This window comes from Bradyrhizobium sp. HKCCYLRH3099 (assembly GCF_051167855.1).
Taxonomy (GTDB): Bacteria; Pseudomonadota; Alphaproteobacteria; order Rhizobiales; family Xanthobacteraceae; genus Bradyrhizobium.
This window is the reverse complement of sequence record NZ_JBNPTW010000014.1, coordinates 179,012-205,139: the sequence shown is the minus strand read 5'-3', so window position 1 is coordinate 205,139 and position 26,128 is coordinate 179,012. Positions and strand designations below refer to the sequence as shown.

The 26,128-nt window shown below is 64.7% G+C and carries 7 protein-coding genes and 1 pseudogene; 2 read left to right on the top strand and 6 right to left on the bottom strand.

Annotated elements, in window-relative coordinates; genetic code table 11:
• Positions 1-5 precede the first annotated feature (5 nt).
• Together exbD and ACQR1Y_RS24345 are read left to right on the top strand one after the other, a co-directional pair.
• Positions 6-428: a TonB system transport protein ExbD gene (gene exbD / locus ACQR1Y_RS24350; RefSeq protein ID WP_434878509.1), complete on the top strand. Its 423-nt coding sequence runs from the start codon at positions 6-8 to the stop codon at positions 426-428.
• Entirely contained in the window at positions 425-1,318 is an 894-nt protein-coding gene (locus ACQR1Y_RS24345; protein ID WP_434878508.1) for a TonB family protein, read from the top strand. The genes exbD and ACQR1Y_RS24345 overlap by 4 nt, the downstream gene beginning before the upstream one ends.
• 372 nt (positions 1,319-1,690) lie before the next feature.
• On the opposite strand, the gene ACQR1Y_RS24340 is transcribed toward ACQR1Y_RS24345, so the two are convergent.
• The 6 genes and pseudogenes from ACQR1Y_RS24340 to ACQR1Y_RS24315 all read right to left on the bottom strand — a co-directional run bounded on the left by ACQR1Y_RS24340 (position 1,691) and on the right by ACQR1Y_RS24315 (position 26,127).
• Entirely contained in the window at positions 1,691-3,898 is a 2,208-nt protein-coding gene (locus ACQR1Y_RS24340) for a TonB-dependent siderophore receptor (RefSeq protein ID WP_434878507.1), read from the bottom strand.
• A 167-nt stretch (positions 3,899-4,065) separates the two neighbouring features.
• Positions 4,066-4,458, bottom strand: a complete 393-nt coding sequence (locus tag ACQR1Y_RS24335; RefSeq protein ID WP_434878506.1) for a hypothetical protein — start codon at positions 4,456-4,458, stop codon at positions 4,066-4,068.
• A gap of 204 nt (positions 4,459-4,662) precedes the next feature.
• On the bottom strand, positions 4,663-5,628 hold the full coding sequence (locus tag ACQR1Y_RS24330) for a phytanoyl-CoA dioxygenase family protein (RefSeq protein ID WP_434878505.1): 966 nt from the start codon (positions 5,626-5,628) through the stop codon (positions 4,663-4,665).
• Positions 5,625-5,843 carry an MbtH family protein gene (locus ACQR1Y_RS24325; RefSeq protein WP_434860054.1) on the bottom strand — a complete coding sequence of 73 codons (219 nt, stop codon included), beginning with the start codon at positions 5,841-5,843 and terminating at the stop codon, positions 5,625-5,627. The genes ACQR1Y_RS24330 and ACQR1Y_RS24325 overlap by 4 nt, the downstream gene beginning before the upstream one ends.
• A pseudogene (locus ACQR1Y_RS24320) lies at positions 5,840-21,820 on the bottom strand (amino acid adenylation domain-containing protein). Before ACQR1Y_RS24320 ends, ACQR1Y_RS24325 begins: the two are co-directional and overlap by 4 nt.
• Positions 21,821-21,927: 107 nt before the next feature.
• Positions 21,928-26,127: an amino acid adenylation domain-containing protein gene (locus ACQR1Y_RS24315; protein WP_434878504.1), complete on the bottom strand. Its 4,200-nt coding sequence runs from the start codon at positions 26,125-26,127 to the stop codon at positions 21,928-21,930.
• Position 26,128 lies beyond the last annotated feature (1 nt).

Sequence of the window (26,128 nt, the reverse complement as noted above, 5' to 3'; positions counted from 1 at the left end):
CGAAGATGGTGTTTCCAGCCGACAGCGGCGACGATCTCGCAATGAGCCACGACATCAATGTGACGCCGTTCATCGACGTGATCCTGGTGCTCCTGATCATCTTCATGGTGGCCGCTCCGCTCGCGACAGTCGACGTGCCGGTCGATCTTCCGAGATCGACAGCACAGCTGCAACCGCGACCCGACAAACCTATCTTTGTCACGCTGAAGGCCGATCGCTCGGTCGCGATCAACGACGGACTGGTGAGTCGGGACGATGTCGGGCGAGCGCTCGATGCCGCCAGCAGCCACGACCGCGAGAAGCGGCTGTTCGTGCGTGCTGACAGCGCGGTGAGCTATGGTGAAATCATGCAGCTCATGAATTTGCTCCGGACAACCGGCTATACCAAGATCGCCCTGGTTGCGCTGGAGTCCCGGCCCGGCACATGAGCAGCATGCCAACGCATTGGTCCGACGACGACGGCCGCGCACGACGCGCGGGATGGGGGCTCGCAGCCACGGCTGTGCTGGCCGGACACACCGCCGCATTGATCGGCTATCTGGCATTGTATCGACCCGCGGCCGGTCTGGCTGCCGCCCCCGTCGTGACCGTCGAATTCATGCCGCCTTTGACCGAACCCTCGTCTCAGACGGTCGGCGCTGCCTCAGCACAGGACACGATCGACCGCAAGCCGGTCGAGGAACCAGCCCCGCAGCCCGCGCCATCTCCCGAAGACACGGCCTCAGAACCGGAACAGCAGTCGGCTTCGACCCTGCCCCCTCAGCCGTCGGAGCCCGCCCAGCAGATGTCGCAGCCAGCGGCACCATCCGAGATGGCCGAGCAGCCGGTCGCGGTGCAGCCGCCGGTGGAGACAGTGGTCGAGCGGCCAGCGCCCGCGGCACCCATTCGTCCTCCGATCGCCCAGCATGCGAAGACCGAGCCCCACGATCGCAAGAAGCCGGCTGCAAGACCGGCCCAGGCCGCTTCGGCACAGGCCGCCAAATTCGTTGCCCCGCCACGGCATCAGGACGCAGCAAGTGTCGGCGCCGATGACGGACGCGCGGCGTGGCTCGGAGAGCTGAGGGCCAAACTCCTGCGCGTCAAGCAATATCCGGCCGCAGCCGCTGCCGAGCATCGGACCGGGACCGTCCAGCTCAGCTTCACGGTCAGCCGCGACGGCCGCGTTCTGTCACGCCACATCCAGCGCAGCTCGGGCTCGTCCGCGCTCGATCAGGAAGTCCTGGCCATGATCGAACGCGCGCAGCCGCTCCCGCCATTTCCGCCCAGCATGCCCCAGGCGCAGACCGCCCTGACCGTGCCGGTCACCTTCGCTCCCTGAGATACCGGGGCTCGGTCCGGACAGCGCCAAGCTCGGCAATATTTTCGCAAATCAACTCATCGCACCATTGCCCATTGCGCGAGCGGGCAAGTTGCAGCGGGCCATCCAGAGCGGGCGTTGCTGCGTACGCACACCATGGGTCAGCCGGCCAGATCCCGATCGCCGTCTTTGACGAAGATCACGTCATGCACTGCATCGCTTGCCGTACACGATGTCGGAACTGTACTGCGGGCGAGCCAAGAGGAAATGAGCATGCTCCCTCGAGATCGATCGACAAGTGACCGATCTGTCCACGGGAGCCCAAGTGCCCATTGAGCAGCCGGTCGCCCGACGTAAAGAGCTCACGTCGTCACCGGGCAGTGACAGGGTGTCCTACAAGCTCACCCGCATGCTGAAGAGGAACGTGCGCGGATCCCCGATCGTGATCCAGTTCGTCTTGCTTCCGGACGACGGATAATAGGTCGTATCGAACAGATTGTTGACCTTGAACGACAGGGTCGTCAGCGGTCCTCCGGGCTGCGGCTTGAAGCTGTAGGAAATGCCGGCGTTGGCGACCACGTATGAAGGAAGGAAGAACGTGTTTTTCGAGTCGACCGCATTCCTGGTCGCACCGCTCAGACCCGCCGACAGCGTCAGGCCGTCGAGCCGACCGTCCATGAAATGATAGGCGCCGAAGAGCGCGAAGATGTCACTGGGCGCATTGACGACCTGCTTCCCGATGGTGTTGTTCGCCGCAATGTCGTCGGTCACCCAGACACGCTGATGGCTATAGGCGACATTGACGTCCAAATTCGGCGTGACTTTGCCGAGCAGCGACAGCGCAACGCCCTCCGAACGCTGAGCCTGCTGAAAGGTCAAGGCACTGCCGATCAGGGTCTGGACGTTGGTCTTGTCGATGCGGAACACTGATGCCTGCGCCAGCAACTTTCCATCGAGAAACTTGGCCTTGATGCCGCCTTCATAGCCGGTGCCCTGCTGAGGCAGGATCGGCCCGACAAACTTCAGGTTCACGCCAAGGCCCGTCGCGTAGATGTTCGGACGATAGGACTGCGCGTAATCGGCGAACAGCGATGTGCGCTCATTGATCTTGAACAGCGCCGAAGCCGACGGCAGGAACGCATACGAGGTGTAGTCCGTCTGGGTCGATCCGGCATAGCGCTGATACTCGTAGATCTGGGCGTAGCGGCCGCCTCCGGTCAAGGTCAACTTGCCGAGGGTGACCGCATCCTGCGCGAACACGCCGAGTTCTCGGATCTTTTGCAATGAGAGAGGCTCGCCGGCCGGATGGCTCGTTGCTGTGAGAGCCGGAATATTGGCCTGACCGTAGACTGGATTATAGAGATTGAACCCGTCAAAGCTCTTGCTGTTGTAGACATCTTGCTCGGTGAGCTTCGCCTCGTAATAATCAGCGCCAGCCTGGACCTCATGGTGCAGGATTCCGGTGTCGAATCGGTGAGCGCCGCTGAATCCGATCAGACCTTGGTCGGTCAGACGGCCGTCAGGCCCGTTGGTGGAGTAATAACGCTTCAAGTTTCCGGTTGCTGCATTGAAGTCCGTCTGGTTGTCCGACCGGATCACGGACTGGTTCATGAGCGTGGATGCGTACGAATATTTCAGATGAAAGTCGGTATTCTTGTCCAGATTATAGTCTGTATGGCCATGTACCCAATCATATTTCTCGCTATAATTCGAAAACTCTTCCGAGTACGAAACAGTTCGCGGGATTTTCAGCGGCGCATTGTTGAAGCTGGTCACACCGCGGTCATAAGGCTGACGGTTCTGTCCGTGTTCGTAGGCGAGGACCGAAGTCACCATGTCGCTATAATACGCCAACGTCGGCGCAACGAGCTCATCTCGGCTGACCGGATTGCCCGTGCGCCAGGGATCGTTCTTTGACGCACTGGCGACAAACCGATAGGCAAATACGCCATCGGCCGTTTTGTACAGCGGCCCCGTCGCATCGATCGAGCCTGCGAAGTTCTTGAAATCGCCGCTCGGCAGACCGCCGAGGAACTCCGCCGTGTAATGGGCTTCCGGCAAAGGCAGCTTCCGGTTGACGTTCAAGACACCGCCCTCGGACGAATAGCCATAGAGGTAGGAGGCAGGACCGCTGAGAACTTCCACGCTGTTCGAGTTCGCGTTCAGGGCACGATTCATCGGCGCACGCACACCGTCGACCAGCAGCCCGTTGCCACTGCCGATCAGGATGGCGTCCGTCGTGTTGACTTCGAACCCCTTAAGCGTGAGGTAGTCCGTGTTGCCGCCGGTGCCGTTGCCGGCATAAACACCCGGGATGCTCCGAGCCGCTTCGACGAGGCTCTGCGGCATCTGCTGCTGAAGCGTCTGCGGGGTGACGACGTAGACCGAGCGGGGCGTGTCGAGGATCGGCTTGTTCGTCCCGGTCACATCGGATGTCTCAGCGACGGCTCCGTTGTACTTGCCGCCGTAAGGATCGTATTTCGGCGGAGCAGAGACGACGATTTCAGGGACGGCGATCGGAGCCGTCCCTCCTGCAGATTGAGCAAGGGCGTTGTGCGCAACCGTCGTCATCAGAATTGTAAGTAGACTGCGTCTCACCATGTGCCCCGATCCCCTCAGCGATTTGCTATTAGCTTGGCTTGATAGCTAGGAATCGATTCAGGCAGCAACACAGCGCAATTTCGCCAAACGCAAGGTTGAGACAAGAGAGGCGGCTAATTTCCAAAATTTCCCGAAATTCGATTAAGCAAATTCCCTTGGTCAAAGCATCATTCGTCCCGGCAGGCTGCCATTCGGACGACCGGGTCGCGCGAACGACGCGTCCTGGCCACGCTGAAGAATACTCTCGTCCATGACGTGCTTGATAGTTGCCGATACCGATCGCTGATTGTCGCCTTGCAGATTGCATCCTGCAGCACCGTCGAACGACTCGCGTCACAGCGCGCGTGTGTGACCCGCGCCATGGTTGAACTTGCGGCGCCGCCGGCCGGCGTCGTCCCGAACAACTTCCCGCCCGCGCTCAACAGCGACCATGGCTTGAGGCCGTCGCCCGATCCCGTGAATGCGTGAAGCCTCGTCAGCGTCTGGGAGTGCGCAACAAACGGCCCGAACAGCGCGGAAACGCTGATCAGTGCGGCCAAGGCACGTCGCGATTTGACCATGGGTGCTTGCTCCATGGACTGGTTACATTGGGTGCTTTCCGTGATGTTGACTAAGCGGGACGAGGATCCGCCCTCATCACCGCCAATTGGTTCAGTTGCCGTGTATGGACGCTCAAGCCGCGCATTTTGGAGCGGCATCGCGAAAGTCTCGCGACGTCTGTTTCAATGCCGTCCCGGACGAAGCTGGTACATTCACCCGGTGAGTTAGTCGAAAAATCCCTTCATGGAAGCATAGAACCGGTACAGGCCGTCGGGATCGGTCAGTCCGCGCTTGCGCCGGACCCAGTCGCGCTTCTCGAAGAGCCGGGGTCCTTGCGGATTCTCGTCAGATCCCACGGCGTCACCGAGCTCCCAGAGTTCTCGCCCGTCGGCATGATAGTGGGTGAACATGATCCGGCGCGGGATGTCGGGATTGCGGGCTATCAGCGAGCCATGCAGCAGGTCGTTGGAGAAGATCAGAACGTCTCCCCTGCGCAGCATCACCGGAACAGGCTGAGCGCCGGTCTCCTCGATCCAATCGGCGAGGATCGCCATCGAGTGATCGCCGACCGCGCCGTGCCAGCTCAGCCAGTCTTCGGCGCTGCCGCCTTGCCGCCACAGCTCGTGCAGGCGGTCGCGACCGTCCGGAATGGCATCGAGCAGCCGATCCGGAAATGAGGCGAACGCGATATGAGATCGCGGCAGCACCCACATCGGGCCGGCATCGAGATGAACGTCGTCGACGGGAGTCCAGGCGATCGCCCGGCCGCCCGGCGGGCGGGTCGCCATTCCGAAATTATGGAGATGGGGCGTGCCGCGTCGCGCAGCGTTGACCGGCAAGGCGCCCGGGGATTGAGCGAGAAGCCGCGTGTAGCGCGCCACCGGCTCCTGACCGAACACCTGGTGAAGGGCGTCGCGAATCGTTGGATGCAGGGCAATTTGCTCCACCGCATCGATCTCGTTTCCTGCCTGCGCCAGCCTCACCATGGATTCGATCCGATCGCGGGCGGGCGCGGTCGACGGAGCGACGAGGTCCGGACGCAGCTCGCGCAGCGTTGCGAGCGACGCCGCGCAGGCATCGATTTCAGCGGCGGACAGGACGTCGTGAATAACGATGTATCCCTCGCGGGCAAACGCCTCATGCCAATCTGATCGAAGCGTCTCTGCCGTTCTTTCGACGAGCTCGGTCATTGCGTGCCGCCCTCCATGGCCTTGACCAGGCTGCGCGGACGCATGTCGGTCCAGTTCTCGTTCACGAAAGCAAGCGCCTCGGCGCGCGCGGCGTCCCGCAGCCGGACCTCCCAGCCGGGAGGAACGTCCGCGAACGCCGGCCAGAGCGAGTATTGCCCCTCCTCGTTGATCAGAACCAGGTATCGGGCGTCAGGATCTTCGAACGGGTTGGTCATGAGAGGATCTCCTGCTTGTGAGCTTGTGTCAGTAGGCCGTTGAGGGTGTGACAGATGCTGGCGAGCGGGCCGGGTTGCAGCATGTCCCCGTGTCGACAGGGAACGAGGTGGCGATGGAGCGTCCCGTCAACCCGGTCCCTCCAATCGAACGGCGGCAGGGCGCCTGCATCCGCAATGAAGAGATGCGCATCACCTTCCAGACGGGGCGGCTCCCAACCCGTGGCCAATCGAACGTTGTTTCGCGTGATCTCGACGAGCGCGTCGATGTCCCTTGCACTGAGCGTCGCGAGAGCACCACGATCGGCCAGCAGCGCCTGGCGCAGGGACCCGGCCTCCTTCCACCGAGGAAACGCGCCTAACATCGCGACCTGATCGGCAAGCAATTCATCGTCTTGGACCGGCATGGCTTGATCCGCAGCGCGGACCGGATAGGCATCGAGCAGCGTGACGATCCCCGGAGCCTCGCCCTGCTCTTGCAGGCGGCACGCAATGGCATAGGCGGTCAAACCGCCGAACGACCAACCGAGAAGGTGATATGGACCTTTCGGCCGGACCCTGCGCATGGCCGCCAGATAGTCCTCCGCCATCGCCTCGATGCTCGAAGCAAGCGTGTCGCCGTCCTTGAAGCCCCGGGCCTGCAGCGCAAAGATCGGCTGATCGGCCGGGAGATATCGCATCAATCGCGCATAGACCCAGCTCAGCCCGCCACCCGGATGGATGCAGAACAGGGGCGGCCTCGTCCCGGCAGCTCTGATCGCAATGAGCCCCTCCAAGGGATTCCCCTCAGGGGCGACGTGATCAATGCTGTTCGCCAGGGCTTCAACCGTCGGATTGTCGAACAGCGTGCGGATCGAGCAATTGACCTGGAAGCGGGCTCTGACCAGCCCGATCAGACGCATCGCACGCAGCGAGTCGCCGCCCAGCGCAAAGAATTCCTCGTCGACACCGACCTCGGGCAGGCCGAGAACCTCGGCAAACAGTCTGCCCATCTCTTCCTCTCGCCTGTCACGTGGGGCGCGCCTGCTGACCGACACAGCGCGTTCCGGCGCGGGCAGCCGGTCGCGGTCAAGCTTGCCGTTGCGGGTCAACGGCATGTGGTCGAGCATCATGATCTGCGACGGGACCATGTAGCCGGGCAGGTAGGCGGCCAGCGACGCCCGCACGCTTGCCTCGTCATGCACGGCATCCTTGCTCAGCACGACATAACCCACGAGCCGCCGATGCCCCGGCTCGTCCTCGCGCAGGATCACGGCCGCCTGCCTGACGCCATCGACCAGCGAGAGCCGGCTTTCGATTTCGCCGAGCTCGATGCGGAAGCCGCGCATCTTCACCTGATGATCGGAGCGGCCGACATAGGCCAGGCTTCCATCCTCGCGCCGCAAGGCCAGATCGCCGGTCCGGTAGAGTCGTCTGCCGTTGCCCGTCGGATGGGCGACGAAGCGTTCGGCTGTGAGATCGGGGCGCCCGAGGTACCCCCGAGACACGCCGCCTCCGCCGACGAAGACCTCGCCGATGAGTCCGCTCGGCACTTCGCGCAGCGCCGTATCGAGGAGGTGAATTTCGAGATCATCGATCGGGATGCCGATCGGGCTGCCGCCTCTCGTCGGCGAGACTGGCAGGACGAGATGCGTGACATGGACCGTCGTCTCGGTGATCCCGTACATGTTGACGAGCTGCGGCCGTTCGGTTCCGAACCGGTCGAACCAAGGACGCAATTTGTGAACGTCGAGAGCCTCGCCACCGAAAATAACCCAGCGAAGCGCTAAACTCGTAGCGAGCTCGGGCTGCAGTTCGATCGCGTCCAAGAGCTGGTAGAACGCCGACGGAGTCTGGTTCAGGATCGTGACTGCCTGCGCCTCGAGCAGCGCCAGGAATGCGCCAGGGTCTCGCGACGTCTCCCAGGGCACGATGACGAGACGACAGCCATGCAACAGCGCGCCCCAGATCTCCCAGACCGAGAAGTCGAACGCCGTCGAGTGGAAGAGAGTCCAGCAATCCCGTTCATTGAAGGCAAACTGCCGCGTGGCCGTGAACAGCCGCAAGACATTCGCGTGTGTCACCACCACGCCCTTGGGGCGCCCCGTGGACCCGGATGTGTAGATCACATAGGCGGCTGCCAGCGGATGCGCCGTGATGCCAGGCGGCGTTGACGGCGACGAGGCGATACAAGATGCGGTCTCGGGATCATCCAGGACAACAGCCCTGATGCCTTCCCGCAGGGATGGGTCTGTCGCTGTGACAGTGACCAGGACGGTCGCACCGGCTTCGGCCAGGATGTCAGCGACGCGGGCGGCCGGAAGCGCTTCGTCGAGCGGGATGTAGCAGCCCCCGGCCTTGAGGATCGCCAGCATCGTGATGACCTGCTCCGGACCTCTCGGCAGAACCATGGCCACGGATTGACCGACGCTGAGGCCCAAGGTGACGAGATGCCGGGCGAGCCGGTTGGACGATGCATCAAGCTCGGCATAGGTGCTCGTCCGGTCTCCATCGACGATGGCCGTCGCGCCGGGCCGCTGTTCGACTTGGCGCGCGAAGACATCACAGATCGAACGTTCGGGCTGATCGACCTCAGCGCCCCCCAGCGCCGGTGGTACGGACGATCTTGTCGTTCCAAGAGCTCCTACGGGCCGATCGGTCTGCCGCGAAAGATCCTCCAAAAGCGCAACGAATTGCGCGGCAATTCCCTCGAGCGTTGCTTCCGGAATGATGTCCGCTCGGGCGTTGAACCTGATGTCCAGCGACTCGCTCGGTACGATGACGATCGACAGCGGATAGTGCGCGAAATCGACGCTCCAGACGCGGGCGACCGCGAGCTCTCCCACCGGTCGAGCAAGCGCGGCCCGGTCGAGCGGGTAGTTTTCGTACGCGAGCAGCGTGTCGAACAGATCGCCCAGTCCGATGGCCCGCTGGATGGCAGTGAGGCTGACATGTTGATGCGACAGCAGCGCGGCTTGAGAGGCCTGAACCCGTTGCAGAAGAGCATGGGCGCTTTCGTCCGTGCGTAGCACGACCCGCAGCGGAAGCGTGTTGATGAACAAACCCACGCTCGTCTCGACACCTGGCAATTCCGGCGGCCGCCCACCGATCGTGATGCCGAAGACCACGTCGTTGCGTCGCGTGAGCCGTCCGAGCAGAATGGCCCAGGCGACCTGCATCACGGTGTTGACGGTCAGATCGTTGGCGCGTGCGAGGGCGAGAAGGCCGGCCTCCGCGTTTAGGGCGAGGCGGCGCCTGATCTGCACGTGCTGGCCGTCGCCCGGCGCGGCGGCGCCGGCCAATCGGACCGGCTGGTTGAGTCCACGCAAGGCGTCGAGCCAAGCGCCGATCGCAGCTTCACGATCCTGCGCGGCGAGCCAGGTGAGGTAGTCCTTGCGCCGCCCCGGAGAAGCCAGTTCCGCCGAGGGATCAGCGTGCAGTGTCATCAATTCGCGAATGATGTTCGGGATCGACCAGCCGTCGATGACGATATGATGGAAGGTGCAGAGCAGACTGTGATGCTGCGCGTCACGGCGAATGAGGCGGAAGCGGACCAGCGGATCGGAACGATCCAGACGGAAACCCGCGCAGCGATCCCTATCCATGATGTCGCGAATGGCCAGATCGGGGGCGACGTCGCTTTGCTGCGGCAGGCTGATGACCCGCCAGTCGAGCGGCACCGTGCGGCGGATCGCTTGCACCGGTCGCGCATCGCTGGTGTCGAGGAAGGTCGCCCTCAGGCTATCATGCCGATCGATCAGACGAGTGGCTGCCGCGTGCAGCCGCTCCTCATCCAGCGGACCTTCGAGGTCGAGAACGACCTGCGACACGTAGATGGCGCTCGCCTCTCGCTCGTAGCGGGCGTGGAACAGGAGGCCTTCCTGGAGCGGGGCGAGGGGCAGAATATCGACGGCGTCCGGAACGGCCCTGAGGAGGCCGTTGACCTGCTCCTGCGACAGCGCGACCAGCGGGAAATCTGACGGCGACCGCCCGCCCCCGCCCCGCGTCACCGAGCTCGCAATGTCATCAATCGCAGCGTGCCAATGGTCAGCGATCGCCCTGACGTCCGACGCGCCGATCAGATGGGGAGCGAATGACCAATCGAGGTCGAATGTGGGCCGCCCCTCCTCCTCTCGGGTGATGGCATTGACGGTCAGGATATGTGCGAGCGGCAAGTCGTCGCCGGCGCTCGCCGCGAATTCGTCGAGCACTCCTGTCGAACGTCCCAGGTAGTTGAAGAGAATCTGCGGCTCAATCCCATTGGCGGTCAGACTCCGGGCGTCAGCGTCGCCGTTCTCGGCCAACGCGCGGAGGATGCCGTAGCCGCTGCCATCTCCCGGCATGCGTCGCCGCTGCTCCTTGATGGTCAGCACAGCATCATCGATCTCGTTCGACGACTCGTCGAGCGACAGGAGGAGCGGATACATCACGGTGAACCAGCCCACCGTGCGCGAGACATCGAGAGACCCGTGCCCGCGTCCGTGGCCTTCGACAGCCACGAGCAGCTTCGGCCGTGCATCCCCTCGCCCCCGACGCCAGCGCTTGACGGCGACCACGAGTGCCGTCAGCAGGATATCGTCAATGCTTGCGGCGAAGGCTTGCGGGATCGGCCCAAGCAGCGCCTGGGTCACCTCGTGCGGACAGGTCGTGCGGAGCACCTGCCGCGTCCCGAACGTATCGCGTGCCCGGTCGAGGCAGACGTTCGGCAGCAGCTGACCTGCGGAATCGAGCTGCCCTTGCCAGAACGGGAGCTCATCCCGGCGTGACGAGGCATCGCCGGCCATCTCGCGCGCGTAGGTGGCAAACGGCGTCGAGGGCTGATCGAGTGCGCGGCCGCGAAGAAGATTCTCGAGATCCTCGATCAGGATTCGCCAGGAGACACCATCGCAGACGAGATGATGCAGGCAGAGCAGCAGCCAGAGCCGATCCTCACCTGCAAAGATTGTCGCCCGCAGCATGATGCCGCGTTCGGGCGAGAGAGCCAAGGCCAGCCTCTGACGCTCCTCCGCAAGCTGCGCTCTCCACTCCGTCATTGCCACGGCCTTCTCTGAGACGTCTGGTGGCGTGGCTGCTTCAACCGGCAGGATCGTGATGGCGTCGGCAAGCTGCTTGGCGCGGAGCATCTCGTGACGACGCCAAAGCGTGCCGACGGCTTCGATCACCGCGGTGGAGGTGGTGTCCGACCCGAGGTCTATGACCACCGACTGGGCGTAGCACCCGATGGGACCGCCGCGGCGCGACAACCATTGCATGATCGGTGTCGGCTCGAATGATGTCACCGCGGCAGGCCGCGCGGCGGCGTCCGCTTTCACGGGCCGGGCTGCGGCCGCAAGGGCGCGCACCGTCTGCAGCTCGAACACCTGTTGCGGCTTCAGCACATAGCCGGCGCGACGGGCGCGGCTGACCAGTTGGATCGACAGGATGGAATCGCCACCGAGCGCGAAGAAGCCTGCGTCCGCGCTGACGCGATCGACCTTGAGAAGGCCGGCGGCGATCTGCGCGATTGCGCGCTCAGCCTCCGTTGCCGGCTCCACGAAACTCTCGGCCTTGGACGCCGGGATCAGCAACCCCGCCCGATCGATCTTGCCGTTGGCCGTCAGCGGGAACTGATCAAGTATCACCAGATCGTCCGGCACCATGAAGTCCGGCAGCCGGCCCGCCAGGATCTCGCGCCAGTGCGGCAGCGCGGCGCGGGCAACGGCATAGGCCACGAGCCTCTGCCGCCCCGCCTCGTCGGAGATTGCCAGCACCAATGCCTGATCGATGCCCGGCAGTTCGAGAAGCGCCATCTCGATCTCGGCAGGCTCGATCCGGTGACCCCGCATCTTGATCTGATGATCCGTACGGCCGAGGAAGACGAGCGCGCCATCGCCTCGGCGCTGCACGAGGTCGCCGGTCCGATACATGCGCGCGCCTGGACCGCAGCAGGGGGCCGCGACGAAGCGCTCGGCTGTGAGATCCGGCCGCCGGAAATAGCCGCGCGCAAGTCCGGCGCCCGCAATGTACAATTCCCCGGGGAGTCCTTGAGGAACGGGTTGCAGCGCCTCATCGAGGATCAGGAGCCGGGTGCCGGCAATTGGCGCGCCGATCGCGACAGCGCCCGCTTCCGGATCGTCGGCACGAACTTCATAGGCCACACAGCCGACGACGGTTTCGGTCGGACCGTACTCGTTGATGAGGCGTGTGTCGGGCGCCCCTCTTCGCCAGGGCTGCAGCGTTTCCGCCGCCAGCGCTTCGCCGCCGATGACGAGCCGCCGCGCCAGTCCGGCGAGACGTTCCACAGTGGACATCTGCGCCAGCAATCCGACCTGGGTCGGCGTCAGCTTGAGCAGGGAAAGGCGATCACGTTGGTCGGCCAGCAGATCGAACTGGCGCGCTTCGTCAAACAGAATGACGCGTTCGCCGGCCAGGAGCGGCAGCAGCAAACTCGTGATGGTCGCGTCGAACGCGAGGGACGTCGTGACCGCCGCGCCACCGCCCTCGCCGAGACCGTAGGCGTCGATCGCCCAACCGGCGTAGTTTGCAAGCCCGCCCCGGGTGACGACGACTCCTTTCGGTCGTCCCGTCGTGCCGGAGGTGAAAATGAGGTAGGCCGGGCTGTCAGAAGACGGAAGGACCGTGGGAAAGCGATCGCCGCTCTCGCGGGCATCGACCAGACTGATCTCGGACCGCATGCGTTGCCTTGCGGCGGCGTCGCCGAGCGTCAAGCTGACGTCGGCGTCTGCGATTAGCGCATCGAGCCTCGCATCGGGGTACTTCGGGTCGAGCGGCACGAACGTGGCGCCGGTCTTCAGAACACCGATGAGCGCGGCCACCAATGCCGCTCCGCGCTCGAAGAGAAGCGCAACCCGATCTTCCGGCCTTACGCCTCTGTTCGTCAGGCGCGCGGCGATCGCATCCGACCAGAGATCGAGGTCTTTGAAAGTCAGCCGATCCGCCCCGCTCTCGACAGCAATCGTCGCCGGCCGGCGAACGACCTGCGCGTTGAAACGGGCGATCACGTCCGGGGCTGGCGCCACTGGATCTGGACCGCTGATCACTCCCTGCTGCAAATCTTCGCGAGAACTCGCTCTCAGGGCGCCAACGGCCTGGTCCGGGTTGGCGCAAAGCCCGATCAGAAGATGCCGAAAGCGGGTGAGCAGTTCGTCCCCGACACCAGGCTCGAACAGATCGGCGCGATAGTTGAGCCTGAAAGCGAGCTGCGTGCCTGGTAGCGCCAGAAACGAAAGCGTGTAGTGAGACGTTTCACGTCCCTCGACGGCCTCGATGCGCAAGTCGCCGGCGCCGAGGCTTGCCTCGCGATCGGGGAAGCTCTCGTACACGACCAGCGTATCGAACAGCTTGCCGTCTGCGATGCGCTGGAGATCGGCCAACGGCACGTTGGGATGCGCAAGCAGGAAGGCGACCCTGTCCTGAACGGATTGGCAGAGCTGCCGCAACGTCATGTCCTTCCGAACGGAGACCCACAGCGGGAGCGTATTGATCAGAAGACCGACGATCCGGTCCGCGCCTGAGAGTTCGGGCGGCCGGCCCGAAACCGTGATCCCAAACGAAACCTCGTCCTGGCGCGTCAGACGCGACAGCAGAACCGCCCACGCGGTCTGCACCAGCACGCTGGGCGTGGTGGTTCAGGCAGCGGCACAGGATGCGACCGCGGAGGTTTCCGCGGCGCTCAAGGAATCCCGCGCAACGGCATGGAGCATCGACCGGCTCTTATCCTTCTTCTCGACCAGGTGCGTGAGAGGCGGAGCACTGGCAAGGGCTTCGGTCCAGGACTTGAGAGCCTCGACCCGGTCTTGAGCGGCCAGCCATTCCAGAAAGCGGCGATGGGGAACGGCCGCCGGCAGACCGACACCGTCATACAGCGCGGCGAGATCTCGCATCACGACCGGAATCGACCAGCCGTCGAGAAGAAGATGATGCAGACTGAGGACCAGCAGCGAGGTCCCGTCGTCTCGTTGAAGCAGCGTGAAGGCGACCAAAGGCGGCTGCGCGGGGTCGAAGCGTCTGGCCTGGTTGGACGCGAGCCAGGCCTGCTCATCATCCGCATCGGCGATGCGGACATCTTCCCAGCACAGCTCGACCGCGGACAAGACGATCTGGATCGGACGATCATGGCCCTGGTGCTCGAAACATGAGCGCAGGACGGCGTGTCGCGCGACGAGCGCAGCACATGACGCGCGCAGGCGGACCGGATCCACCTGCCCTCCCAACCTCAAGACCAGCTGGACGAGATAGGTGTCATCGCCCTCGTCATCATAAAGCGTGTGAAACAGCAGTCCTTCCTGAAGCGGCGTGAGCGGAAGAACATCCTCGAGCTGCGCCCGCCGCGCAGCGAGCCCGTCGATTTCGGCCTGTGACAGCTTGACCAGCAGCAGATCGGCCGGCGTCACGATCGGGCGGACGTCGTCCCTGCCCGCGAAATCGAGGACGGATCGGAGGGCGTCGTCCCACGACCGAGCCAGTGCTTCAACGGTCGAGCCCGCGACGAGATCGGGGGCCCATGCCCATTCGATCGAAAAGACAGGACCGGACCTGTCATCCCTGATATGCGCAAGCACCTCGATGGCATGCGCGACAGCCATGTCGGGATCACGGACAACGCCGAGGGCCGGATGCTCAGGCGCCGGCAGCCATGATCCCGCTCCGTCGCTGAAGCGGCCGAGATAGTTGAAGCAGATCTCAGGCGAGATAGCATCCCGAAGCAGCTTGCCTTCGGACTCGTTCAAGTAGCGCAACAGCCCAAACCCCACGCCATTGGCTGGGATCGTGCGCATGGCCTGCTTGACGCTGCGCAGGAGCGCTGGGAGTTCGGCTGCTCCGTTTCCGGGAGGACCGCTCAACACGGCGGGATAGAGGCTGGTGAACCAGCCCACCGTCTGACCGGCGTCGATCCCCGCGACGACGTCTTCGCGTCCGTGCCCCTCGACGTCGATCCTCAGTGCACCCTCTTCCGACTGCGCGATCCGACGCGCAGCCATGAGAAGCGCCGTCAGCAGAAGCTCGTGGATCTTCAAGTTCAGCCGGCCGGGAGCGACCAAGAGCGATCTCGTTTCCGCCGGCGTCAGAGAGATGGTCATGCGATTGACGAGCGCGACGCGGTCGCGGGCCGCCATCAGCGGGCCTGACGCAAAGCTGATCGTGGGTGCTTCCAGAACCGCGCGCCAGTAGGGAATTTCGCTGACCACTTCAGCGCTTCTCGCAGCGTCACTCAGTCCGAGAGCCCAGCTGCGGAAGGTCGAGGGCGGCGGCGGAGGCTCGGTACCGTTGGCGAACGCCTGCCATAGCGCCGCAAGTTCGTTCATCACGATGCGCCAGGACACGCCGTCGATGGCAAGGTGATGGACTACGAGGAGCAGACGGCGTCCGAGATCTCCGGACTCGGGTACGAGTCGCGCCTGCAGCAGCCGACCTTCGAAGGGCTGAAGCTGCATCGCGGCCTCCTGCGTTGCCACAGCAACGTCGGCCCCGGCCGGCAATGTGGCAACCGAACCGGCATGGAATCCGGTTTCGGCCGGCCGCACCTCGAGGGTCCAATCGGCGTTGAGACGAAGCCGCAGCGCATCGTGGCGGGCGGCAAGCCGATCGAGCAGCAAGGTCACCGCGATCTCGGTCAAATCGCCGGGGACATCGAGCAGTACGGATTGGCTGAAATGGGCGCTCTGCCCTCGATCCCTCAGCCAGAGCATGATCGGCGTTGCCGGCAGCGATGTGCCCGGGATCGGATCGGACGAAGGACCATCGGCAGCCGGGCTGGCCACCAGCGCGAGTCCGGCGACGGTGGGATGACGGAAGACCTGACGCGGGCTGATGGCCAGGCCGCGCGCGCGGGCACGCGCCACCAGCCGCAGCGATGTGATGCTGTCTCCGCCGAGATGGAAGAAGTTAGAGTTGGCATGGATGTCGGGAGTGGCGAGGAGGTCCGCGAAGATGTCGGCGATGATCATCTCGGTGGGCGTCGAGAGAGGGACGGCGCTCTCGCCCCAGCTCCCGGCCCGCGGCGCGGGCAGCGCGGCGCGATCGAGCTTGCCATTGGCGTTGAGCGGTAGCGCCGCAAGGCCGACGAAGGCACCCGGCACCATGTAGTCCGGCAGCGTCTCGGCCAGATGAGCGCGCAGCTCCGCGGCCGGCGGCATGGTATCGCGCGCCACGACATAGGCGACCAGCGAGGCGACACCCGATCCGAGGTCACGCGGCACGACCACGGCGTCCTTGACGGCGGCATGACGCACCAGCCGCTCTTCCACTTCGCCGAGCTCGATCCGGTAGCCGCGGACCTTCACCTGGTGATCGGAACGGCCGAGATAGTCGAGGTTGCCGTCGCTGCGCCACCGCACGATGTCGCCGGTGCGGTACATCCGCTCGCCAGGGGCGCCATGGGGATTGGCGACAAAGCGTTCGGCGGTGAGACCAGGGCGGTCGAGATAGCCGCGCGCCAGCCCGACGCCGGCGAGATACAGATCGCCAGCGACGCCAGGAGGCAGTGGCCGCAGCGCCTTGTCGAGGACGTAGACGGGCCGGTTGCGCAGCGGCCGTCCGATCGGCGGAACCTCGTCGCCGCTGCCGGGAGCGTGCCAGGCGGTGGCATAGACCGTGGCCTCGGTCGGACCATAGACGTTGGAGATGCGGCAGCCCGGGCGCTCGGCCCGCAGCCGGCGGATGAGGCGGGCCGGCAAGGCCTCCCCCGCCAGCACGACGGCGGACAGGACCGGCGGCAGGCCAGCGTGGTCGAGAAGACTGGCCAGCGCGGACGGAACGCCGCTGATCATCGCAGCAGGGCCCGCATCATCGGCATGCTCGGCGAGCGCGAGCAGGTTCTCCAGCAGGTCGATGCGCCCTCCCCGGCACAGCGGCGCCAGGATCTCGAAGACTGAGACGTCGAAGGCGAGCGATGTCGTAACGAAGACGCGGTCGAGGCTGCGCCCGTAGGTGTCGTGGGCCCAGGCAATGAGATCGGCGACACCTCGCTGCTCGACGACGACGCCCTTGGGCACGCCGGTCGATCCGGAGGTGTAGATGACATAGGCGGCGTTGCCGGGGGCCAGGCGGTGATGGCCCTGATGCGGAGACGGGTCGGTCTCGTCAGCTGCGAGCGCATCATGGCCGAGACGCAGGCAAGGCAGGTCCGCAGGCAGGCGCTCCCCATTGGCGTCGTCGGTCAGGGCGACGCGAACATGAGCGTCGCGGATCACCGCGGCGATGCGCGCCGGCGGATAGGTTGCATCGAGCGGCAGGTAGGCGGCCCCGCTCTTGAGCACGCCCATCAGCGCCGCAATCAGATCCGGCGTCGTGCGCGACATCACGAGAGCGACGCGGTCCTCGGGCCCGAGGCCCTGGGCCAGCAGCGTGTGAGCGATCCGGTTGGCGCGACGATTCAGCTCGTCATATGTCCAGGCAGTGCCACCGCAGACGACCGCCGCGGCGTCGGGCGAGCGGCGCACCTGCGCTTCGAACCACGCCGCGGGCAGCCTCTCGGGCAGCGGGGCGGCCGTCGCATTCCAGCGGCCGAGCACCAGATCGCGCTCCTCCTCCAGCAGCAGGTCCACCGCGCCCACACGGCCATCCATGTCAGACGTCAAACGCGACAGCAGATGCAGGAAGCGCTTCGCAAACAGTTCGATCGTCGTCGGGGCATAGAGCGACGTGCTGTATTCGATCACGGCGCTCATGCCGAGTGGCCGCAGATCGGAATCCCGGTGATCGCGAAAGGTGAATGACAGATCGAACTTCGACGTCCTGGTCGACACCGCGCGGCGATGGATCGACAATCCAGGCGCGCAAGGCAACGGATCGGCGTTGCCAAAGGCCAACATCACCTGGAACAGCGGATGGAGAGAGAGCGAGCGCGGTGGGTCAAGAAGCTCGATCAGGCGCTCGAACGGCAGAGCCTGATGGTCATAGGCGGCGAGATCTGCCTCCCGCACCCGGGCCAGCAGAGTTCTGAACGACGGATCGTCTCCAAGGTCGGTCCGCAACACCAGCGTGTTGGCAAAACATCCGACCAGGTCGCGAAGGACGGGATCATGGCGTCCATCGATCGGCGTGCCGATCGGCACATCCGTTCCAGCGCCGAGCCGGGACAACAACACGGCGAGCGCCGCATGGATGAACATGAAAGGGGTGGCATCGGCTTCGGCCGCGAGGTCAAGGATGCGGCGATGCAATTCAACAGGAATAGCGAAATGATGCTCGTCGCCGCTGTCGTCGAGAACCGCCGGACGGACGTAGTCGGTTCGGGGCGTCGCTTCCTGCGGCAGGCAGTGGAGGGTCCGCTTCCAGAAGGCTTCGTCATCCGGCGGGCTCGATCCCGGCGAGCCATCGCCATCTCCGCTCTGCTCGGAGAGAGCGAAATCTGCATATTGGAGAGGCAACGGCGCCAACGTCGTGGAGCGCCCGGCGTGCCGATCTGCATAGCTATGGATGAGATCCCGCAACAATGGCGTCAGCGACGCGCCATCGATCGCAATGTGATGCACGGTCAGAAGGAGAACATGCAGCTCCGGAGCAATCCGGAACAACACCGCACGACAGGGAATGTCATGCGCAAGATCGAAGGGGGTTCGTCCTTCGGCGAGGATCGATGGGTCGACTGCTGCCGCTTCGACCTGCACGATCTTCGGTTTGAGGCTGATGCTCTTTTCGGCGACGACGATCTGAAACGGCTCGCCGTCCTCCTCGCCGAAGCAAGTCCGAAGCGGCTCGTGGCGTCGAACGACATCGTTGACGGCGTCACGGAGCGCGGCCTCATCGAGGTGACCCGCAAGCTCGATCGCCACGGGAACGTGATAAGCGGGCAATGATCCCTCGAGGCGATCCAGCAGCCAAAGACGGCGTTGGGCCCTGGAGAGCGGGATGCGTTCGGGCCGTGGAGTGAGACGGGTCCATTGCGGCTTGTTATTACTCAGATCGCCGCTGGCGGCTTCTCTCTCAACATGCTGCGCCAGCATCGCCACGGTCGGCGATCGGAACACCGTGCTGAGCGGCCAGCGTCCTCCGGTTCGTCTGCGCAGGGCAGCGACCAGGCGAACGGCCAGCAGCGAGTCCCCGCCGAGATGGAAGAAGTTTGCGTTGGCGTGGATGTCGGGAGTGGCGAGCAGGTCCGCGAAGATGTCGGCGATGATCGTCTCGGTGGGCGTCGAAAGCGGGACGGCACTCTCGCCCCAGCTCCCGGCCCGCGGCGCGGGCAGCGCGGCGCGATCGAGCTTGCCATTGGCGTTGAGCGGCAGCGCCGCCAGGCCGACGAAGGCACCCGGCACCATGTAGTCCGGCAGCGTCTCGGCCAGATGAGCGCGCAGCTCCGCGGCCGGCGGCATCGCATCGCGCGCCACGACATAGGCGACCAGCGAGGCGACACCCGATCCGAGGTCGCGCGGCACGACGACGGCGTCCTTGACGGCGGCATGACGCACCAGACGCTCTTCCACTTCGCCAAGCTCGATCCGGTAGCCGCGGACCTTCACCTGATGATCGGAACGGCCGAGATAGTCGAGGTTGCCGTCGCTGCGCCACCGGACGATGTCGCCGGTGCGGTACATCCGCTCGCCAGGGGCGCCATGGGGATTGGCGACAAAGCGTTCGGCGGTGAGACCAGGGCGGTCGAGATAGCCGCGCGCCAGCCCGACGCCTGCGAGATACAGATCGCCGGCGACACCGGGAGGCAGTGGCCGCAGCGCCTTGTCGAGGACGTAGACGGGCCGGTTGCGCAGCGGCCGTCCGATCGGCGGAACCTCGTCGCCGCTGTCGGGAGCGTGCCAGGCGGTGGCATAGACCGTGGCCTCGGTCGGACCATAGACGTTGGAGATGCGGCAGCCGGGGCGTTCGGCCCGCAGGCGGCGGACGAGGCGCGCCGGCAACGCCTCCCCCGCCAGCACGACGGCGGACAGGACCGGCGGCAGGCCGGCGTGGTCGAGAAGACTCGCCAGCGCGGACGGAACGCCGCTGATCATCGCAGCAGGGCCCGCATCATCGGCATGCTCGGCGAGCGCGAGCAGGTTCTCCAGCAGGTCGATGCGCCCTCCCCGGCACAGCGGCGCCAGGATCTCGAAGACCGAGACGTCGAAGGCGAGCGATGTCGTGACGAAGACGCGGTCGAGGCTGCGCCCGTAGGTGTCGTGGGCCCAGGCAATGAGATCGGCGACACCTCGCTGTTCGACGACGACGCCCTTGGGCACGCCGGTCGATCCGGAGGTGTAGATGACATAGGCGGCGTTGCCGGGGGCCAGGCGGTGATGGCCCTGATGCGGAGACGGGTCGGTCTCGTCAGCTGCGAGCGCATCATGGCCGAGACGCAGGCAAGGCAGGTCCGCAGGCAGGCGCTCCACATTGGCGTCGTCGGTCAGGGCGACGCGAACATGCGCGTCGCGGATCACCGCGGCGATGCGCGCCGGCGGATAGGTTGCATCGAGCGGCAGGTAGGCAGCGCCGCTCTTGAGCACGCCCATCAGCGCAGCAATCAGATCCGGCGTCGCGCGCGACATGACGAGAGCGACGCGGTCCTCGGGCCCGAGGCCCTGGGCCAGCAGCGTGTGGGCGATCCGGTTGGCGCGACGATTCAGCTCGTCATATGTCCAGGCAGCGCTACCGCAGACGACCGCCGTGGCGTCGCGCGAGCGCTGAACCTGCGCTTCGAACCACGCCGCGGGCAGCCTCTCGGGCAGCGGAGCGGCCGTCGCATTCCAGCGACCTAGCACCAGATCGCGCTCTTCCTCCAGCAGCAGGTCCACCGCGCCCACGCGGCCATCCACGTCAGATGTCAAACACGACAGAAGATGCAGGAAGCGCCGACGAAACCGCGCGAGGTCCTCGTCGTTGCGCCGCCCGGCATTGGCGTTGAAGTCGATCCGCAACATCGGGGTGTCGCCGTTCGGGTAGGCGACGACCGAGTAGTCGTCGACCGGACCATTCGACAGGTTTTCCAGCTTCGCGGTCTCGTCACCGAATTGCAGAAGGTCGAAGAACGGGATGACGTTGACCACGACGGAGGTGAGCTCGTCCCCTGCTCCGGTCAGGGACAAGTCGCGGCGGATATCCTCGAGGCGTGTGCGCTGATGCTGGAGCGCGGCTTTTACCTTCAGCCGGATCTCGGCCAGAAACTTGCGCCAACTGGCGCGGGGATCGGCGGCCAGCCGAAGCGGAACCACGTTCGAGACGGTGCCCGGCGTGCTCCGCGCCACTGCCGCGGAACGCGCCGAAACCACGAAGCCGATGACGGTATCGCGAGAGCCACGGCTCGACGACGAGATCACCGCCGCAACGGCACAGAGGATGGTTGCGGTGCTCAGGCCGGCCGTCGCAGCCACCGTCCGAAGAGCGGCGGTCAAACCTGCGGAGAGATGTTCCGTCTGACGTCGAAAGCCGTTTCCATCCGGATCATGCGCTCCCGCGGATGCACCATGAACGAAACCGTCGAGCTCGTTTCGCCAATAGGCGCGATCCTGTAAAGCTTCGTCGGACGCACGATAGTCGCGATCATCACCCAGCAGCTCTGCGAAAGCCCCGAAGGGCCTCGGGGAGGTCTCCCTGCCCGAGACGAGCCGGCTGTACGTGTCGGCAACGCGCTTGGCAAAAAGCGCGCGTGCAAAGCCATCCATCGCAATGTGGTGGAAGAGCTGGCACCAGGCGAAATGCCCGTCTTCGAACCGCAGCAGCAGCGAGCGCGCCAGACAGTCGCCCTCGATGTCGATGGGCACCTTGAGCTCGTGCGCCAGTCTGGCCGACAGATCGGCGTCCGAGCGGAGCAGCATGTCCTCCTGCACGAGATGCCAGCGCGGCCGCACACCGAGCCGTTGGACGGGTCCCCGGTCCGAGCGCGAGAATCGGACGTGCAACGCATCGGTCTCATCGACCGTCTGCCGGAGCGCGCGCTCGAAGCAGCCGCGATCGAGGCCGCTGGGAAGATGGATCACCTCGCCGACGGTGTAGGATGGACTATCAGGCTGCAGCGCCTGCGCCAGCCAGATCTCCAACTGCGCAGCACTGAGCGAAACGAGAGGACCTGTCATCATGGGGAAGAGCCGTCCGTTGGGAGAACACGAGAGCGAGCCTGTATCGCGGTGCTGATCGTCATCCAGGCGATTGCTACCGCCCCGGCCTGAACGAGCCTGCGCGGCTATGGGCGTCTGGGGACGATGAGCGGATAGGCCGGACTGAGCCAATGCTGGCCGATATCGCCGATGTGAATCTCACGGTTCGTGAGGATCACGATGCCCTTCGATCGTCTCGGGGCGAGACCGAAGAATGCCCGGAAGCCGGAGCCGCCGCCGCCATGATAGAGAAGATGATCCCCATGGGTGGTTCTCGACCGAAGCCCGATCGTCATATTGAGTTCAGGCATCCCCGTTGGCCGTGACACCGTCAGCATGCGGGACAGAGCGGATTTGGCCGGTGACGACCCGCGCGCCAGAAAGGCGGCGAGAATCCGGTGCAGATCGTCGATCGAGGCGGCCATGTCGGAGCTGCATTCGTAGAAATGGAAGCCCGTCTCTTGGGTGCCGTCGGACAAAGTCCTTCGTATCCTCGAAACCGTGTTGGTCATGCCGAGCGGATCGAGGAGATATCGTTTCAGGACCTTCAGGTAGTCATCCGCCTCGTCTTGGCGCAAAGCGAAACCGAGCAGCGAGATTCCGAGCGAACAGTATTCATACGCTCTGTCGCTCAGATCACCCTCGAACGTCTCGAGATAGTTGCGAAGGACGTCTTCCGAACAATTCACGAGTTCTTTGACATAGGCCGGCAAGCCCGACGTGTGCGTGGCCAGGTCGGCCATCGAGATGCCCTCGGCAAGCGTTTCGGGGAGCCGCCACTCGCGAGGGACCCTCCTTCCAAAGGCGGTGTGGATCGTGATCCGGCCGGCCTGCTCCATCATGCCCAGCAGCAGCGAGGCGAGGAATTTCGAGATCGATCCCAGGGGAAAGGCGACATCCGTCCGATCGCTGGCGCGCCGCTCACCGGGCGAGAACAGCAGGAACTCATCACCCTGCTCCGTCACCGTGGCGATGAAGGCCTTGGCGTCGGAGGACCCGTTGCGAAATCGCCCTTCGAGGATGGTCTCGATTTCGGCGAGCGACATCGTCGCCTCGATTGCCTCGCCAGACGCGACGACCGCCGGGGCTGCAACCGCAGCAGCGGCAGGTTTGAAGCTTTCGACATGGCGGGCCAGCAAGGCGATCGTCGGCGCGGTGAACATCGCGGTCGCGGCGACGTCTGCACCGATGTCGCGACGGATAGCGCCGGCGATGCGCAGCGCCAGCAGGGAATTGCCGCCGAGGTCATCGAAGAAGTTGTCGTGGACGCCAACCGTATCGAGTTGAAGCGCATCCGCAAACAGCCGGCCGATGATCTCCTCCATCGCGGTTCGCGGAGCCATCGGCTCCTGGCTTGTAAAGCTGGGAACCGGGAGGCTGCGCCGATCGAGCTTGCCGTTCGGCGTCAATGGCAAAGCCTCGAGCCTGATGATCACCGCCGGCACCATGTAGTCCGGTAGCTTCGTCGCGAGCCGGCGCCTGAGCGTTTGCGGATCGGCGTCCTCGCCGACGACGTAAGCGGTGAGGAGATCGCGCCCCGCCGATCCCTTGTGCAGCACGACTGCGCTCTGACCGATCCCGAGCTCGGCGAGCGCGGCCTCGATCTCCCGTGGCTCGATACGAAATCCGCGCAGCTTCAACTGCGAATCTGCGCGGCCCGCGAACATCAGATATCCATCCTGGTGCCAGGAGGCGCGATCGCCGGTCCGATACATGCGCTCACCAGCGGGTCCAAACGGGCAGGCGACGAAGCGCTCGGAGGTGAGATCGGGTCGCCGCCAATATCCCCGCGCCAGCCCCGCGCCAGCGACATACAGCTCGCCAACCACGCCGGCAGGCAACACGCGAAGCCGGCGATCCAGAACATAAGCCCTGACATTGTCCAGCGGCCGGCCGATCGGCACCGGCGCAGACCGGGCCGAACGCTCCGTCATTTCATGGGTCGTGCAGAAGGTGGTGGTTTCCGTGGGGCCGTAGCCGTTCACCACGCGGAGATCCGGGCACGCCTTTAGAACCTTGCTGATGGCTTCGGCCGAGACCACGTCGCCACCGGCCACCACTTGGCGGAGCCCAGAGAACGAGATCGACGACTCATCCGCAATGAGATGGAACAGGCCGGCCGTCAGCCAAAGGTCCGTCACCCCCTGCGAAGCGATGACGTTTTCCAGCGTTCGCGAATCGAGCCGTCCCGGAGGCGCCACCACAGTCGAGCCGCCGTTCAGGAGCGGAACCCAGATTTCGTAGGTCGAGGCATCGAACGCCACTGGCGAATGGACGAGCATCCGGACAGGCGCCGACTGTTGCCAGCGGCGATCGCGGACGAGGTCTGCCACGTCACGATGCGTGACGATGACGGCCTTTGGCTGGCCGGTTGAACCCGATGTGTAGCAGAGATAGGCCGGATGATCGGGCAGGAGCGCGCAGGATCGCACGACCCCCGCCGCGGCAGCTTCGCAGACTTCATCTGTGCACCAGTTCGTGTCGGGATCATCGAGAACGAAGATGCTGCCGCGGTTGAGCTTGGTGCCGACCAAAGCCTCGATGTTCGCGCGATCGTCCTGGCATGTGACGATCGCGACCGGCTCCGCATCGGCCAGAACCAGCGCGAGCCTGTCACGCGGGCTGTCGAGATCGAGCGGCAGATAGGCCGCCCCCGTCTTGAGGATTGCGAGCAACGCCAGAATGAGCTGCTCGGAGCGGCGCATTGCAACCGCGACCCGCGTTTCTGGACGAGCGCCGAACGCAATCAGGGCACGAGCGATACGATTTGATTGCTTGTCGATATCCCAGTAGCTGAGTGTCACGTCGCCAGCGACGATGGCGATATCGCGGCCGACGCGTTGGACAACCGCGGCAAACATGTCCGGCAGGGTCACATCCGGGAGGGCGTTGCTGGTATCGTTCCAGCCCGTGAGGATCTGCTCCCGCTCTCCTGGTCCGAGGACCGTGGCCGACTCGACCGGCGCATCGGGATCCACGGCGAGAGCCGCGAGCAGAAACTCGAACTGCTGGCGAAATTGCGCGACGTCGGAGGCGCTACGCCGAGAGCCGTTCGCCTTGAAATCGATGAGAATCTCGTCGTCGTCCGGGTGGTGATAGACGACGATGGCAAAATCGTCGACCGGACCATTGCCCATGTTGCGAAGGCGTACTGTGGACGCGCCAAGGTAGATGGGCCCATAGAACGGCGTGTAGTTGACGACGATCGAGGTGAGCTGCTCGCCTTGACCGAACAAGCCGAGATCTCGCCTGACGTCCTCCAGGCGTGCTCGCTGATGCCGAAGCCCCCTTTTGACCCGCATGCCCGCTGAGCGGATCAACTCAATCCAGCGAAGCCCCTTTGGTACGCATAGCCGCAAGGCGACGATGTTGGACACCGCTCCAGGGATGCTCCGCGATGGACCGTCCGGCCGCCCGGCGACGACGAAACCGATGACGGTGTCGTCGGTATCCTTCCGAACCGAGGAGAGGACTCCAGCCACCGCGCCAAACAGGCTGGGGAGGGTCGTACCAGCCGAGGTCGCGATGGCCTTCAGCCGAGCGGTTTGCTTACGACAAAGACGTGCCGTCTGCAGAACCGCCGCATAAGACGCCTTGGCTGCCTGCCCCTCCACCCCGTCGTCCAGTCCCGCGAGCGTCTCTCGCCAATATTTGCGATCCTCCTCGGCCCGCTTGGAGCTGCGATAGTCGCGATCGGCAGCCAACAGAGCGCCGAAATGTTCGAACCGCCGTGGCGCCGGCTGGCCGTCGCGAACGAAACTCCCATAGTGTTCGGCGGCCCGCGTGGCGAACAACACGCAACTCAAGCCGTCCATCGCAATATGATGGAAGAGCTGGCAGTACTCCCACGCGCCATCCTGGCGCCGAAACAGGAACAACCGGAAGAGCGCGCCTTCCGCGAGCGGCAACGGCCACCGCAAGGCGTCGTCGATGACCCTGTCGATGTCGGGCGGTGGCAACCCGACGCTGCGCTCGCCCTCGAGGCTCCAATGCGGAGCAACGCCCGGGATCTGCAACGGGCCGTTGTCGCCCGAGACGAACCACACATGCAAAGCCTCGGTCTCATCAACCGTCGCCTGCACCGCACGCTCGAACAAGGCCACATCGAGGTCGCCCGGAAGCGTCGCCCTTTGCGCCAGCGTGTAAACCGGACTCTCTGGCGCGAGCGCCTGCGCGAGCCAGATTTCGGTCTGGGCAGCCGACAGGGAGGTCGGCCTAGAAACTCCAGCTACCGGCTGCGACAGGGGCTCGAACGCAAATGATGCAGGCTTGGAGGCGTGCTGCATG

Coding starts and splice junctions, on each gene's coding strand:
- exbD (WP_434878509.1), top strand. CDS start 6: ATGGTGTTTCCAGCCGACAGCGGCGACGATCTCGCAATGAGCCACGAC.
- ACQR1Y_RS24345 (WP_434878508.1), top strand. CDS start 425: ATGAGCAGCATGCCAACGCATTGGTCCGACGACGACGGCCGCGCACGA.
- ACQR1Y_RS24340 (WP_434878507.1), bottom strand. CDS start 3,898: ATGGTGAGACGCAGTCTACTTACAATTCTGATGACGACGGTTGCGCAC.
- ACQR1Y_RS24335 (WP_434878506.1), bottom strand. CDS start 4,458: ATGGTCAAATCGCGACGTGCCTTGGCCGCACTGATCAGCGTTTCCGCG.
- ACQR1Y_RS24330 (WP_434878505.1), bottom strand. CDS start 5,628: ATGACCGAGCTCGTCGAAAGAACGGCAGAGACGCTTCGATCAGATTGG.
- ACQR1Y_RS24325 (WP_434860054.1), bottom strand. CDS start 5,843: ATGACCAACCCGTTCGAAGATCCTGACGCCCGATACCTGGTTCTGATC.
- ACQR1Y_RS24315 (WP_434878504.1), bottom strand. CDS start 26,127: ATGCAGCACGCCTCCAAGCCTGCATCATTTGCGTTCGAGCCCCTGTCG.